Annotated in this window: 12 protein-coding genes, 2 tRNA genes and 1 pseudogene; 8 read left to right on the top strand and 7 right to left on the bottom strand. The window is 61.8% G+C overall.

The window, feature by feature from the left end; genetic code table 11:
• Window positions 1-65: 65 nt before the first annotated feature.
• Both BMX57_RS15045 and BMX57_RS15040 read left to right on the top strand, forming a co-directional pair.
• Entirely contained in the window at window positions 66-662 is a 597-nt protein-coding gene (locus BMX57_RS15045) for a LysE family translocator (protein WP_092368878.1), read from the top strand.
• Between the two features lie 69 nt (window positions 663-731).
• Window positions 732-1694, top strand: coding sequence for an acetyl-CoA carboxylase carboxyltransferase subunit alpha (locus BMX57_RS15040; RefSeq protein ID WP_092368875.1), 963 nt, complete (start codon window positions 732-734; stop codon window positions 1692-1694).
• A gap of 58 nt (window positions 1695-1752) precedes the next feature.
• Here BMX57_RS15040 and BMX57_RS15035 read toward each other — a convergent pair whose 3' ends face one another.
• From BMX57_RS15035 to BMX57_RS15025, 3 genes are all read right to left on the bottom strand, one after another.
• Entirely contained in the window at window positions 1753-2889 is a 1137-nt protein-coding gene (locus BMX57_RS15035) for a lytic murein transglycosylase (RefSeq protein ID WP_092368872.1), read from the bottom strand.
• A 145-nt stretch (window positions 2890-3034) separates the two neighbouring features.
• Entirely contained in the window at window positions 3035-3682 is a 648-nt protein-coding gene (locus BMX57_RS15030; RefSeq protein ID WP_092368869.1) for a GntR family transcriptional regulator, read from the bottom strand.
• A gap of 30 nt (window positions 3683-3712) precedes the next feature.
• Complete coding sequence (locus tag BMX57_RS15025) at window positions 3713-4408, bottom strand: M48 family metallopeptidase (RefSeq protein WP_092368866.1); 696 nt, start codon at window positions 4406-4408, stop codon at window positions 3713-3715.
• Window positions 4409-4520: 112 nt separating this feature from the next.
• Here BMX57_RS15025 and BMX57_RS15020 point away from each other — a divergent pair, with 112 nt between their 5' ends.
• The 4 genes and pseudogenes from BMX57_RS15020 to BMX57_RS15010 all read left to right on the top strand — a co-directional run bounded on the left by BMX57_RS15020 (window position 4521) and on the right by BMX57_RS15010 (window position 6744).
• Complete coding sequence (locus tag BMX57_RS15020) at window positions 4521-4847, top strand: TIGR02300 family protein (protein ID WP_092368863.1); 327 nt, start codon at window positions 4521-4523, stop codon at window positions 4845-4847.
• 140 nt (window positions 4848-4987) lie between these two features.
• Window positions 4988-5063, top strand: a tRNA-Ala gene (locus BMX57_RS15015).
• Window positions 5064-5127: 64 nt separating this feature from the next.
• Window positions 5128-5277: pseudogene (locus BMX57_RS21115) on the top strand (DUF6538 domain-containing protein); the annotation flags it as partial.
• Window positions 5278-5328: 51 nt separating this feature from the next.
• Window positions 5329-6744: a site-specific integrase gene (locus tag BMX57_RS15010; RefSeq protein WP_177175474.1), complete on the top strand. Its 1416-nt coding sequence runs from the start codon at window positions 5329-5331 to the stop codon at window positions 6742-6744.
• Between the two features lie 152 nt (window positions 6745-6896).
• Here the strand turns inward: BMX57_RS15010 and BMX57_RS15005 are convergent, their stop codons facing one another.
• Both BMX57_RS15005 and BMX57_RS15000 read right to left on the bottom strand, forming a co-directional pair.
• Window positions 6897-8327, bottom strand: coding sequence for an AAA family ATPase (locus tag BMX57_RS15005; RefSeq protein WP_218142427.1), 1431 nt, complete (start codon window positions 8325-8327; stop codon window positions 6897-6899).
• Window positions 8328-8375: 48 nt separating this feature from the next.
• Window positions 8376-8792, bottom strand: a complete 417-nt coding sequence (locus BMX57_RS15000; protein ID WP_092368857.1) for a type IIL restriction-modification enzyme MmeI — start codon at window positions 8790-8792, stop codon at window positions 8376-8378.
• A 341-nt stretch (window positions 8793-9133) separates the two neighbouring features.
• Between BMX57_RS15000 and BMX57_RS14995 the strand changes: the two genes are divergently transcribed.
• Entirely contained in the window at window positions 9134-9697 is a 564-nt protein-coding gene (locus tag BMX57_RS14995; RefSeq protein ID WP_092368854.1) for a recombinase family protein, read from the top strand.
• 605 nt (window positions 9698-10302) lie between these two features.
• Here BMX57_RS14995 and BMX57_RS14990 read toward each other — a convergent pair.
• A complete protein-coding gene (locus tag BMX57_RS14990; protein ID WP_143057931.1) occupies window positions 10303-11619 on the bottom strand; it encodes a hypothetical protein in 1317 nt (438 codons plus the stop codon).
• A gap of 502 nt (window positions 11620-12121) precedes the next feature.
• On the opposite strand from BMX57_RS14990, the gene BMX57_RS14985 reads away from it, so the two are divergent.
• Window positions 12122-12197, top strand: a tRNA-Val gene (locus BMX57_RS14985).
• A 72-nt stretch (window positions 12198-12269) separates the two neighbouring features.
• Here BMX57_RS14985 and BMX57_RS14980 read toward each other — a convergent pair.
• Window positions 12270-13382: a THUMP domain-containing class I SAM-dependent RNA methyltransferase gene (locus BMX57_RS14980; RefSeq protein ID WP_092369294.1), complete on the bottom strand. Its 1113-nt coding sequence runs from the start codon at window positions 13380-13382 to the stop codon at window positions 12270-12272.
• Window positions 13383-13549: the final 167 nt, after the last annotated feature.

Raw genomic sequence — 13549 nt, 5'->3', positions numbered from 1 at the left:
GAAATTTGACGATTCTCGCACGATTTAGCAATTCAAATTCGCCCGAATTGCGCAATCATTGCCGGATGCAACCTGACCTCCTTCTGGCCCTCATGCTCTTTGCCTTCGTCTCGTCGATCACGCCGGGGCCGAACAACCTGATGCTGCTGGCGTCGGGTGCGAATTTCGGGTTTCGGCGGTCGATTCCGCACATGCTGGGCATCGGGCTGGGCTTCGTCTTCATGGTGCTGATGGTGGGCGTCGGTCTGATCCAGATCTTCGACGCCTACCCCCTGTCCTATTCCGTCCTCAAGGTCGGGTCGGTGGCCTATCTGCTCTTTCTGGCGTGGAAGATCGCCAATGCCGCGCCGGCGCGCGGGAACACGGCGCGGGGAACGCCCATGACCTTCCTTCAGGCCGCGGCGTTCCAATGGGTCAACCCCAAGGCCTGGGCCATGGCCCTGACCGCGATCAGCGCCTATGCGCCGGGCCAGACGCTGGCGGCCATCGCCGCGGTGGCGATCGTGTTCGGGGCGATCAACCTGCCTTCGGTCAGCACCTGGACGCTGCTCGGGCAACAGATGGCGAGGCTGCTGACGAACCCGCGTCGCCTGGCACTGTTCAACTGGACGATGGCGCTGCTGCTGGTGGCTTCGCTCTACCCGGTGATCTGGCCGGCCTGACCCTGCCGAGTTGCATCTGCGGGCGGCTGCCGTCATATAGCGACCCAGAGACCGCTTACGCGAGGCGCCATGACCCAGTATCTGGATTTCGAGAAACCGCTGGCCGAGATTGAAGGCAAGGCCGAGGAGTTGCGCGCGCTGGCCCGCACCAGCGAAGAGATGGACGTGGCCGACGAGGCCGCCGCGCTGGACAAGAAGGCCGCCGCGCTCCTGGTCGATCTCTACAAGGACCTGACCCCGTGGCGGAAATGCCAGGTCGCCCGCCATCCCGAGCGGCCGCATTGCAAGGACTATATCGAGGCGCTGTTTTCCGACTACACCCCGCTGGCGGGCGACCGGAACTTTGCCGACGACCATGCGGTGATGGGTGGTTTGGCGCGGTTCGAGGACCGGCCGGTAATGGTGATCGGGCATGAAAAGGGGTCGGACACCAAGTCGCGGATCGAGCGGAATTTCGGCATGGCAAGGCCCGAGGGCTATCGCAAGGCGATCCGTCTGATGGACATGGCCGGCCGCTTCGGCCTGCCGGTCATCACCTTGGTCGACACGCCGGGCGCCTATCCCGGCAAGGGCGCCGAGGAACGCGGCCAGTCCGAGGCCATCGCCCGGTCGACCGAAATGTGCCTCAAGATCGGCACGCCGCTGGTCTCGGTCATCATAGGCGAGGGCGGCTCGGGCGGGGCTGTGGCCTTTGCCACCGCCAACCGGGTGGCGATGCTGGAACACTCGGTCTACTCGGTGATCTCGCCCGAGGGCTGTGCCTCGATCCTGTGGAAGGACGCCGAGAAGATGCGCGAGGCCGCCGAGGCGCTGCGCCTGACCGCGCAGGACCTCAAGAAGCTCGGTGTGATCGACAAGATCATCCCCGAGCCCAAGGGCGGCGCGCATCGCGACCGGCCGGCCGCGATCGATGGCGTGAAAGCCGCGATTGCCGACATGCTGGCCGAGCTGGACGGCAAGGATGCACCGGCGCTGGTGCAGGACCGCCGCCAGAAATATCTGTCGATGGGCGCAAAGGGCCTGGCGGCCTGACCCCGGAACCCGGCGGGCCTGCGGGCTGATACCGCATGCCGCGCCTTTTCAAACGGAATCAGCGCAACCGCTGCAACAACGCGGGCGACGGTGTGCCGGTCGCAGGAAGGCCGTTTGCCGCCTGATAGGCCGTTATCGCCGCCTCGCTCTTGGGTCCGATCACGCCATCGGCGCCATCCGTGTCGTAGCCGGCAGCGGTCAGGCGGCGCTGTAACTCCTTGCGGTCCTCAAGCGTCAGGCCGGTGGCATCCGGGCCGAACGGTGTCTTCAGCGGGCCGCCCCCGGCGATCCGGTCCGCCAGGTGGCCGACGCCGATCGCGTAATTGTCCGAATTGTTGTAGCGCTTGATCACCTGGAAATTGCGGAACACCGCGAATTTCGGCCCCGGGACCTGCGGCTGCAGCACCGCCGACGGCGTTCCCGACCGCGCGGCGGCAGATCCGACCTCGCCGCCCCAGGGCTGCCCGCGCACCCAACCCGAGCGGCTGAGATAGGCGGCCGCCGAGGCCAGCGCATCGGTCGGATCCTCGGACCAGATGTCGCGGCGGCCGTCACCGGTGAAATCGACCGCATAGGCGAGGTAGGAGGTCGGGATGAACTGCGTATGGCCCATCGCCCCGGCCCAGCTGCCGGTCATGCGCTCGGGCGGGATGTCGCCGTTCTGCAGGATCTTAAGCGCCGCGATCAGCTGGCTTTCGAAGAATGCCCCGCGCCGCCCGTCATAGGCCAGCGTGCTCAGCGCCGAGATCACCGGTATGTCGCCGCGCCGCGCGCCGTATCGGCTTTCCAGGCCCCAGATCGCCACCACGTATTGCGGCTGCACGCCATAGCGCGCCTCGAGCTGCGACAGCACTCCGCGATACTGCGCCAGCTTCTGCCGGCCGGTCCGGATCCGGTCGCCCGAGGCCGCGATAGCCAGGTAATCCTCCAGGGAGCGCTTGAATTCGGTCTGGTTGCGGTCGCGTTCGATCACGCCGGGCAGGAACCCCGCGCCGCGAAACGCCCGGTCGAGCGTACCCTGCGAGATGCCCTGCGCCGCCGCACGCCCCTTGAAGCCGGCCACCCAGGCCGACCAGCCGGCATTCGGCACCGATTGCATCGGGCTTGCCACCGGTCCCGGCGCCGGGTAGCCGCCCGCGCATCCCGACAGCATCGCCGCGCCCAGACCCAAAGAGAAAATTCGCCTGTCGATCATGATTCCACTCTGCTCCTGCCTTTTGGGCACAGCCTATCGCGATCGCCGGGCCGCGGCCAGAATGGGTTTCCCACAGCCGCTCCTCCGCTTCCTCTTGCTGAAAATATCCTCGCCGAAGGCACCGCGCGCCAGCGCGGTTCTCCGCTCACGACACCAGAAGCCGCAGCCCCTGCGTCACGTCCGAGCGCACCGCCAGCCGCAACCCCGGCTCGTCCCCGGCCTTGAGCGCGGCGATGATCAGCTTGTGGTATTGCGGCGGCTCGGTCCGCCGCAGCCGTCCATAGAGCGCCCGCATCGTCGGCCCCAGCTGCAGCCACACGGTCTCGGCCATCGCCAGCATCGCCGGGGCCTGCGCGCGCAGATAAAGCGTTCGGTGGAACTCCAGGTTGGTCCGGATATACCCCACCGCATCCCGTTTCGAGACCATCTCGGCCACCGCCGTGTTGATCACCTGCAGCCTTTCGATCAAGGCCATATGCGCCCGGGGCAGCGCCCGGCTCGCCAACTCCACCTCCAGCAGCGCGCGCAGGGCCGCCAGTTCCTCGATCCGTTCGCCGGTCAGTTCCGGCGTCGAAACGCGGCCCGAACTGGACAGGAACAGCGCCCCTTCGGCCACGAGGCGGCGCACCGCCTCACGGGCGGGTGTCATTGACACGCCGAACTCCCGGCCGATCCCGCGCAGGGTCAGCGCCTGGCCCGGCGCGATCTCGCCATGCATGATCCGCGTGCGCAGGCTGCGGTAGACCCGGTCATGAGCGGCCGAGGCCGGATCGGAGGTGCGCGCAGTCAGCATCCGGACATGTGATCACAAATCCGCGTGCCGTCAAGCGCCGCCTGTTTCGAACCGGTAGCGGTGCAGATCCGGCCCGTGGGTCCGCAGCCAATGCCGCGGCGCATCATAAGGCCCGTGGATGCGCGCGACCTGTGCCCAGAAGGCGGGGGAGTGATTCATCTCGGCCAGATGCGCCACCTCATGCGCGGCGACGTAGTTCAGCACCTCGGGCCGCGCCAGGATCAGCCGCCACGAGAACATCAGCGCGCCCTCGCTGGAACACGAGCCCCAGCGCGACCGAGTGTCCCGAATGGTGATCCGCGCATAATCGCGCCCCAAGCGCGCGGCATAGACGTCCGCCGCCGCCGCCAGCCGGTCACGCGCCAACTCGCGCAGGAACCGTTGCAATCGGACGCCGCCTTGCGCCTGAGGCACCTCGATCCGATCCTCGGACAGGGTGACCGCCCGGCCGCGCGCGGCCTCGACCCGTCGGCTGCGGCCCTCGACCGGCAGGTCGGCACCCGGGGCCAGCTGCCAATCCTCGGCGCGGTTGCTCAGGTGGTCGCGGATCCACTCCGCCTTGGCCTGGGCGAAATCCAGCGCCTCGCGCTCGGGCACACCGATCGGCAGGGTCAGCGTAACCCGCCCGTCAAGGCGGGACACCCGAAGGCTGATTCGCCGCGCCCGGCCCGAGCGCCGCAGGGTCAGCGGCACTGGCGGCGAGCCCGGCAGGCGATGTTCTCCCATCTCGGCCAATCCCCTTGTGCAGCGGCCCGTCAAAGGCTTTGACAGTCCCCATCTCTTATGGCACGTGACCTGAATCGTCGACACGACTCAGCAGATATCAAGGGGACTATTCATGCCCAAGGAAGAATGGGGCGTAAAGCGCGTTTGCCCGACCACCGGCAAGCGGTTCTACGACCTGAACAAGGATCCGATCGTCAGCCCCTACACGGGCGAGACCGTCGAGCTGGAGACCGGCAAGAGCCGGATGATCGCCGCGGATGCCGAGGATGCGGCCACTGCCAAGGCCAAGAAGAAGACCGATGAGGAGTCCGAGGTGATCGAGGACGAGGATGCCGTCGACGTCGATCTCGATGACGACCTGCTCGACGACGACGAGGACGAGGACAGCGTCTCGCTGGACGAGATCGCCGACGTGTCGTCCGAGGACGAGGACAGCTGACCCCGGGCGGAACGTCTTTCGTTCCGCCGGCGCCCTGCCTGCGTCCCGGGCGCAGATTTCCGCCCGGCCGCGCGATTTTTGACTTGCGCTCGCGGCCGCGCTTTCATAAACGTCCGTCCACCGCCGCGGCGGCCAGGTTCGGGGCCTTAGCTCAGTTGGGAGAGCGCTTGCATGGCATGCAAGAGGTCAGGGGTTCGACTCCCCTAGGCTCCACCAAATCCTTAGAGTTTAATACGATAGCTGAACATTAGAGTGGTGTGACACACAGGTGTGACACACGATGAAGCTACATGCGTATCTCAGCAGATCACGACACGGCATCTTCTACTTCCGCTGGCCCCTGCCACAAATCAGACCGACAGCACCCCGCAGGAGCCTCAGACTGTCGCTCCGTACAAGATGCCCCCAGGAGGCTGGCATCTTGGCAAGGCAACTTGCAGTTTGCGGCGACATGCTCAACGAACACATAAGAGCATCGACTATGAACCATGGAGAACTCAGGGCCAAAGCAGACGCGTACTTCCGGTCACGTTTGGAGGAGGGCATGAAGCGGCGTCGGGCAATCGGGCCGCTCAATGAGCAGGAAAAGGAGAACGCCACTCGGAGCCTTGAACTCCACCAGATGCCGAACCGGGACTTCTGGCATCTGGTTGGCAGCGACAATGCGCAGGCGGAACTGGACAAGTTCTTTTCCGGGACAGGAATTCCGCAGGAGGAAAACCGGAAGCACTTCCCGATGATCCTGGACGAGATCAGGAAAGCCAAGATCGGCTTGTGGGAGGCGGTCCTCGAATTTGACCGGTCTCTTGGGAGCTACGACTTCACAGCGCCTCAGAGCGCGCCTGTGAGCGCCTCCGGTGCGCCCGCAGCCCTTCCCCAAGGCCCAAGCCTCTCCGACGCTGTGGAGGCGTTCCTGAGTGAGCAGGAGACGACTGCCGGGGTCACCTTCAGCACGATCAAAAAGCGCCGCGCAATTCTGGAGGTGGCTCTTGAATGGTTCGGACCGGGAAGGGCTATGTCCGCCATCGACAAGCGCGCTGCCGGGGAGTTCAAGGCCGCGCTGCTGACACTTCCGTCGAACCGCATGAAGGTGCAGAGAACTCGCGGAATGTCATTGCAGGAAGCTATGGCGGTAACGGACGTGCCGAAGATCAGCAACGGGACGGCCAACGCCTACCTTAGCGCCCTCAAGGTATTCTGGACATGGGCCGAAACGCACGGCTACGCAGAAGAGGCCCTATTCGCAGACATGACTGTCGGTAGGAAGGGACACCAAGTCAAAGACCGGAGACCGTTCACACAAGACGCACTCGAACGTACCTATGAGGCCCTCACAAGCCGTGAGAGCCAGTACTACACCAAAACTAGCCACCGTTGGGCTACCTTGATCGCCATGTACTCTGGCGCTCGTCTGAACGAGGTCTGTCAGCTTCAGGTCAGCGACATTTACCAAGTTGGCGACATCTGGGTCTTCGACCTTAACGATACTGGTGCGGAGGGAAAGCGCCTCAAATCGTCCGCTGCGATACGGCGCGTCCCGGTGCACAGCCACCTGATTGAACTCGGGCTGCTTACCTATCGAGACAAGATCGCGGCCAGGGGGCATGAACGCTTGTTCCCCGACTACACCTATAGCCCGAAACATGGCTACGGCGACAAGCTGAGCAAGTGGTTCAATCGGACCTTAATGGTAAAGCTGGGCATCAAGTCCGACGCGCATGTCTTCCACGGACTGCGACACACGTTCGCGACCCGCCTCGGTCAAGCGGATGTGCCGACCGAACGCATTCAGTTCATCGTGGGCCATGAACGTGAAGGCGTCACGCATGAGGTCTACATGAAGGAGGGCTACACGCTGCAGCAGACCCGCGATGCGGTGGAGCGTTTCAAGGTTTGATGGTGGGCGACCCTGGATCGCCTGCCAGATCGGTAAACCATTATTCTGGTTGAAGCCGCTCAATGGGCGAGTTGCGAAGTGTCCCACCTGTGTGCCCCATCTTGTTCGCCCTTTCAACTCCTAGTCAACATTATGCGACCGGACTGCACGGCTTAGGCGAGAGCGGCTCGAACTGGCAAGCAAACTGCTTCAAGGGTGACGGGGTCTGCGCAATGCTGGGTCCAAGCAGAAGCTAGTGCCTGCCAAACAGTGTCGCCGCCAAGGACAAGTTCGTTGCCCACCGAGTTCATCCAGTGGTGGTGGTCGGCATTGAGAACGGCACGGTTGAGCGCGTCGATCGTCTCGGCTGCCCCTCGCCCAAGTCTCTCGTGCACGCTCGGCCATCCGGCATCCCGCAGAGCATGGCACACCACGATCTCGGGTGCTTCGTTGCCGGGCAGCACTTGGCATCCATTGGCAGGTTCTTGGTCTCCATCCAAGAACACCACTGAAGGTCTCGGGAACCGACCTTCATCGACCATTCGACCGAGAGCCAGACCGACTTGCGCTGCGCCAAAAGGAATGATCTTGCACCGTTGGAGAAGGTTGCGGTCAACCCGGTTCATCATCTCTGCGAGCATGGTCGCCGCCCGTGGATCTTCCACATAAAGGTCGCACTCGGGGTGAGCCTCCTCGTCCATACGTGTCATGGCAAAGTCGGGACTGACGCCCGCTACGGGCCGCTTCCCAGCGTCGCCTTCCATCAGGTAAATCCGAGCCTCGTCGGGGAGTTCCTCTAGTACGTAGGGTGAGTGCGTAGTGAGGATGATCTGTAGCCTATTGAGGCGCGCGACTGTCGCGAGGTCTCTTAGTAGCCGCCTTTGCGCCCTAGGGTGGAGTGATGTCTCGATCTCGTCAATAAGAACTAATGCGTAGTTGGGGTAATCTACTGCTAATAGCTCCGCCGCGGTGATCTCGCCCGCGCCTTGATGAAAGCCAGAATACCGTTCGCCTGCGACGGTAAGTACCGAGACTGGCTTGTCCGCTCCCGCGTCGGTCGTCGAAATCTCGGCTCTCTCGTATTGCTTACCTAAGATATTGCTAAGTCTCAACAGCTGTTCTGGCTCGAAGTGATTGGCCGCGCCTTCGACAACACCCCTCTTTAAAAGTTGGGCATAGCCTGACCGCGCTGAAATAGGTTGAGTGCGCCTCAAGTCCACATACTCAACCGGTCGCTCCGGTCTATCTGGGTTGCCGCGCCATCGGTTGGTGGGCTTGCGAACTGTACCGGTATGATGGTTTATGCCGCGCCTATAGCCGTAGGTTAGCGTTGCGGACTGTACGGCTTCAAATGGCGTGTCCGGAAAAAACTCCGATGCATAGCGATCTCCCGCCTGCGAACGGTACGCAACTGCCGCGGCCTGCAGAATAGTGCTCTTGCCAGCACCGTTCTCGCCTACGAGTGCGGTAATTGGGAATTTGAAGTCTATGCGCTGTCCAGTCCAGCCGCGGATGTTGTTGACCTCTAGCCACTCCAGAAATTGCGGCGAAGGGTTGTTGCGGTGCGCATTTGCAAGCATCCGCATCTCACTGGAAAGCGCCATCTTCGTCATCCTTTTACTTGACCTAAGAAAAGAGCCTACCGAGCCATTTTAGTTAGGCGGCGTAGCGGCCGTCATCCAAAGCCGTTGCTTGAGCATGGTGTCGTCCCATCGGCTTGTGCCACGGACACAGTGCCCTGTGCGGGCCTGTTTCGGTGCATCTTCCACGAACATGGACAACTGGTTTGGGTCATGCCTGCTCCGGCGTTCCGCTCCCTGCTTCGCTTCTAGGACAAAGCAGCCCCTGCGATACAGGTCGATGAAGCCGTGCGAACGTGTGGAAGTCGGGCCGAAATCAACGGGTCGCTCGAACCTGTAGTCGTCGTCCTGGTCGTCGCTGGTCGCGATCTTGGGTTCCTCGACGCCTAGGAGTTGCGTCAACTCGATAGCAAAGCGCTGGAAGTTCGCGCGTTCGCTGCCACCGCTGCCGCGCCAACGATCAATGAACTGTTCAATGGGGCTGCTCAACTCGATTTCAACTCAAACGCCGACCGGCACTATCGACACGCACGCTAAGCTGTAGTGCGCTACTGGGTCAACGCTGAACACCTAGCAAGCCGCAACGGTCACAGCATGACGTAATTTTGCGGCGAATTTTTCCCAGGCCCCATCTACTACCCCGAACATGGCAGTTCTCCCCCGTACCCCCCAACGCCAACGGGCGATGTCCTGCGGACCATCTCATTGAACCTTGCTCCTGCGAGGCGTCTCACTGAACAATGCGAAGTGTCTCATAGGAATTGCCTTGACAATTTGAGACAGCTCGCACTAGTACGTTTTAGACATTGTGAGACACATGGAGAGCCTAGATGCTAGTTGGATATGCCCGCACCTCAACTCTGGACCAGAAGGCTGGTCTGGACAGTCAGGAGCGCGAACTTAAGGATGCCGGATGCGAGCGGCTGTTCATCGAGCAGGTGTCGTCAGTGGACGTGACAGCGCGCGAGAGGCTCACTGAGGCCCTTGCCTTCGTCAGGGACGGCGACACCCTAGTCGTCACCAAGCTGGACCGTCTGGCGCGCTCTACGGCGCACCTGCTGGAAATCCTGGAGACACTCACGGCGAAGGGAGCGGCGCTTCGCATCCTCAACATGAACATGGACACCAGTACGCCTACCGGCAAGTTGATGCTAACGGTGCTGGGCGGCGTCGCCCAGTTCGAGCGGGAGATCATGCTGGAGCGCCAGCGGGAGGGGATCGCAAAAGCCAAGGCAGCAGGCAAGTACAAGGGCCGGAAGGCCACGGCACGAGCGAAGTCCGATGAGGTAATGGCACTGCACGAAAAAGGCGTTGGCGCCACCAAGATTGCTCGGGAACTCGGGATAGGCCGTGCCTCAGTCTATCGCATCATCTCGGATAGCATTGGAGCCTAATGCACCGTCTCAAGAGAAAGAAGGCGTGGAACGTGCAGGCTTGCAGACCGCAAAAGGTGGGCGTTGGCTGCCGTCACAGGCAAAGCGGGTGCTGGAAAGGCTGAGCAGGGCATAGGAAGGCATAGGAAGGGTGTAGGCTTGGCGGGGACTGAGTTGGCCACCTGAGTTATTTGGCCGTACAGAGCCGCCGCGATGTCGGGGTAATCATCCGTCAGGCGCGGGCGGAAGGCCGCTCAGCGGACGACTCCGGCTTTCTCAGGTGACGTTGTGGGCAAGCGGGCGCATCCGTTTGCCGTCGCCACCGGCTTCTGCGGGATATGGTGCGTGGAATGCCGGGCATGCCACCCCATAGTACCCCGTCTAGCAACCGGCTTCAGGTCGGACCACCAAGCATTGCTCACTGACCACGCTAGGATTCCCGATGTCGATGACTGCAACGTGCATGTGCCAACCTAGTTGTGTGGAAATGGACGTTAAGTGTCTGGCCAGAAAGTCGGAAATCCGGTCCCACTGCTATTTTACCCGGTAGTGGGGGAACCATCGTGGCGGGTACTCAGGATAGGTTGGGGGTAGATATAGGTGAAGATATCTCAAGTTAATGATCTTCAAGTTGGTGAGGTTAGAGTGATTGTGGGTATCTGGTTATAGGTATCGTAGAACACTGCCTTCATAACTTTGACCAGTTCATCTTTGTGCTGGGCAGTGATGATGAAACTGTCATGTACGGGCAGCACCGGAACGCCTTTGTCCGCGAAGTGCAGCATGATTTGCTCGGCTAGATCGCTGTCCTCGCGTTGCAGCTGTAGCCCAATCCCGGTGCCGAAGATGCCTGGCAGCATTGGGAAGGCACTTTCTACTATCTGGCGGAACTCGCCGGCAGTCATACCATGTGTGTCGCTGTCGAAGTCCCGGGGTTCTGTCGTGCCTCCTTTGCCTGCATTCAGCAAGGCGAGAAAAGTAGTCTTGGCATGGCGGCGTAGCGCATGGTTCTTCGTGATGCCGGGCACGAAGGCGTAGGGGTCAGGCGGAATAGGCAAGTCATTCTTGGCAAACAGGATAGCCGGATGCAGGCCCTTGAAGTCAGCTTCAATCGTGGGCTGTCCGTCGATGGTGATGAAGGGGCGCAGGTGCTTCTTGGCATATTGCCACCAGCCGCCGTAGAATCTCCCACCTTGGTCGAAACTGCCGTTGTTAAAGACGCGGCAGAGGCCACGTGTCTCCCCGCTGTATTCGTCATCGAAGTCGGACAGTAGATTGGCTGGCCGCGTCGTGCTGATGTCGATGCCTTCTAAGAGGTCGTTCAAGCGTAGCAGATTGGCGCGCATAGTCCGCGTTTCGGGCGTGTCGGGATAGCGCGTCAGGCGGCGATTGGTATCTTTCAGCCGGATCACTTCATCCCGCCTGCCTATCGAGAAGTCTTGGGCCGCTAAATCTGACACGGGTAAGAGATCGCAGGCCGCTTCGGTCAACGCGTAGCGAGAAGTCTCTGAAAAGTCTTCCTGTTGATGTCCGGCTTTGGCCATCCAAACGAGACCGCGTTGTTGCAGTAGCTTGAGGGCGTTCAGGTGGTAGTGAACCGACATGAAGCCGGGCCGATAGCGTACCTCGGTTTGTAATGCACCCTTGCTGCTGGAAATGCCGACCGTCAGCCCAGCGTCTACCGTCCGGACCCGAATTAGGTTCAGCAGGATCACCCGCAGGCAAGAAACGAAATTGTCCTGCTTCTCAGGGTTCGGCTTACGTTGATGGCCCTGCATCCAGTGGTCGCGTAAGTCATTCAAAAGAGGGCTTAGCGCAGCGCAAGCAGTTTGGTGATGCAACTCAAGATACGGCTCGAAAGCCCATGAGCGCAGGCCACGCTGATCGGGTAGGCTATCCGGGTCCACCCCGAAGTCAGCGACTATCTCGTTTCTAGTCTTCACCAACTTATCGCTCGCAAAAAAGGAAAATCGTCAGCTATCAGCCAGCCGCCCAACCACAATATCTTGTGCCATTTGCTTAATCCTTCGTATAGAAGGAAGAAGGCTCCAATGACCACCACATATCGTTGTGGCTATGGCCCAGCCAACTTGCCGCTCACCCGCCGATATCTATTTTCTTTTGAGGCAAGACCCAAAGCCTCAGATGTCGAACTGATTGACAGCATCGCGGAACTGTGCGGGACGGAAGTTCGCCGGCATTTCCAAGTAGCTGTTGCGTCCCCGGCTAGTGCGGCACTAAGGTGTGACACACAAGGAAACACAACACCGCAACAACGTTCAGTATCAAGGACTTGGCGATTTTCCGGGGTTTCCCCTAGGCTCCACCAAATCCATTTTTTTACCACTCGATAGATCCAGATTCGCTCGCTCGGGCGACACCGTGTTGCGGTACGCACGCATTTCCCTTGCGCGCCCCCGCGCGCTTGGATAAATCGCGGCGGACGGGTGATTAGCTCAGTTGGTAGAGCGCTTCGTTTACACCGAAGATGTCGGGAGTTCGAGTCTCTCATCACCCACCATACACTCCCACGTAAGATCAAGCGTTTGCATGCAATGCAAGGTGACAGTCGTTTTGTCCGGCCCGGCGTGGACTAAAGGGTTTCGGTCCGATACAGCCTGACCTTGACGCCGCCGTGATCGATCAACGGACCCGGCGGCAGGAATCGCAGCCCGGTGCTGCGCGCCAGTCCCGCATCCGAAGTCACCAGCCCAACCCGCCAGCCGGAAAACCGCTCGGTCACGGTCTTGCCGAAAGTGCCGTAGAGGGCGCGCAATGCGTTGCGATCGCCGATCCGGGTGCCATAGGGGGGATTGACCATGATCAGACCGGGTGGACCATCCGGCCGCCGCATGTCGCTGACCGATTGGACCGCGAACCGTGTCACTCCCGTGACCCCGGCGCATTCGGCATTCCGGAGAGCGTTTTCAATGGCGCCGGCATTGCGATCCGCGCCATGGAACAGTAGGTCGCAGTCCCGCAACGTCTGGCTCTCCTTGAGTGCCTGCCATCGCGTGGCGTCGAACGTGGCCAGATCCTCGAAGGCGAACCGCCGCGCGCGGCCGGACGCGCGGCCCGTGGCAATCTCGGCCGCCTCGATCACGAAACTGCCCGAGCCGCACATCGGATCCAGAACCGGCTCGTCCCCCGAAAAGCCGCACATGCGCAGGAACATCGCCGCCATCGTCTCGCGCAGAGGGGCCTTGCCCACGGCCTGCTTGTAGCCGCGCCGATGCAGCGCCTCGCCGGACAGATCGACACTGAACGTGCAGAAATCCTTGTCGATCCGGGCCTTGACTGTGATTCCGGCATCGCGGGTCACCGGGGCGCCCAGCTCTTCGGCGATCGCCGTCTCGATGCGCTGGCGGGCGGCCCCGGCATGGTAGACCTTGGATTTGCGGCACACCGCCTCGACCTTCACCGGCCGGTCGGAGCGCAACACATCGCCCCAGGGCAGTTTGCGCGCCCGCTTGTCCAGCTGTGCGAGGTGAAAGACCGGGAAGCCGCCGATCCGGGCCAGCACCCGTGTGGCGCCGCGCAGCACCAGGTTGGCGCGCCAGGCATCCTCCCAGGTGCCGCGGAAGGTGACCCCGCCCGGCACCACGGCCGCGTCATCGAAACCCCTCTCGACGGCTTCGTCGCGCAGGGCGGACTCCAGCCCCGGGATCGAGATCAGGAACAGGTCGAGAGGAAGGTCTTGCGTCATCGCGCCTGCCATAGACCACTTGCGCGCGCGCAGCGAGGCCTTTGTGGCGGATGAGGCGGGCATGGTGGGGGTTTCATCGTAGGAGAGGTATTGGAGTTTTTACTAGGTTTGGCGATGACCTACTCTCCCGGGGCTTGAGCCCGAGTACCATTGGCGCTTCGGTGCTT

Origin of the sequence: Cribrihabitans marinus, from assembly GCF_900109035.1 — a bacterium.
GTDB lineage: Bacteria > Pseudomonadota > Alphaproteobacteria > Rhodobacterales > Rhodobacteraceae > Cribrihabitans > Cribrihabitans marinus.
This window is presented reverse-complemented; position numbering and strand designations above follow the sequence as displayed.

Coding starts and splice junctions, on each gene's coding strand:
- BMX57_RS15045 (WP_092368878.1), top strand. CDS start 66: ATGCAACCTGACCTCCTTCTGGCCCTCATGCTCTTTGCCTTCGTCTCG.
- BMX57_RS15040 (WP_092368875.1), top strand. CDS start 732: ATGACCCAGTATCTGGATTTCGAGAAACCGCTGGCCGAGATTGAAGGC.
- BMX57_RS15035 (WP_092368872.1), bottom strand. CDS start 2,889: ATGATCGACAGGCGAATTTTCTCTTTGGGTCTGGGCGCGGCGATGCTG.
- BMX57_RS15030 (WP_092368869.1), bottom strand. CDS start 3,682: ATGCTGACTGCGCGCACCTCCGATCCGGCCTCGGCCGCTCATGACCGG.
- BMX57_RS15025 (WP_092368866.1), bottom strand. CDS start 4,408: ATGGGAGAACATCGCCTGCCGGGCTCGCCGCCAGTGCCGCTGACCCTG.
- BMX57_RS15020 (WP_092368863.1), top strand. CDS start 4,521: ATGCCCAAGGAAGAATGGGGCGTAAAGCGCGTTTGCCCGACCACCGGC.
- BMX57_RS15010 (WP_177175474.1), top strand. CDS start 5,329: ATGAACCATGGAGAACTCAGGGCCAAAGCAGACGCGTACTTCCGGTCA.
- BMX57_RS15005 (WP_218142427.1), bottom strand. CDS start 8,327: ATGGCGCTTTCCAGTGAGATGCGGATGCTTGCAAATGCGCACCGCAAC.
- BMX57_RS14995 (WP_092368854.1), top strand. CDS start 9,134: ATGCTAGTTGGATATGCCCGCACCTCAACTCTGGACCAGAAGGCTGGT.
- BMX57_RS14980 (WP_092369294.1), bottom strand. CDS start 13,382: ATGACGCAAGACCTTCCTCTCGACCTGTTCCTGATCTCGATCCCGGGG.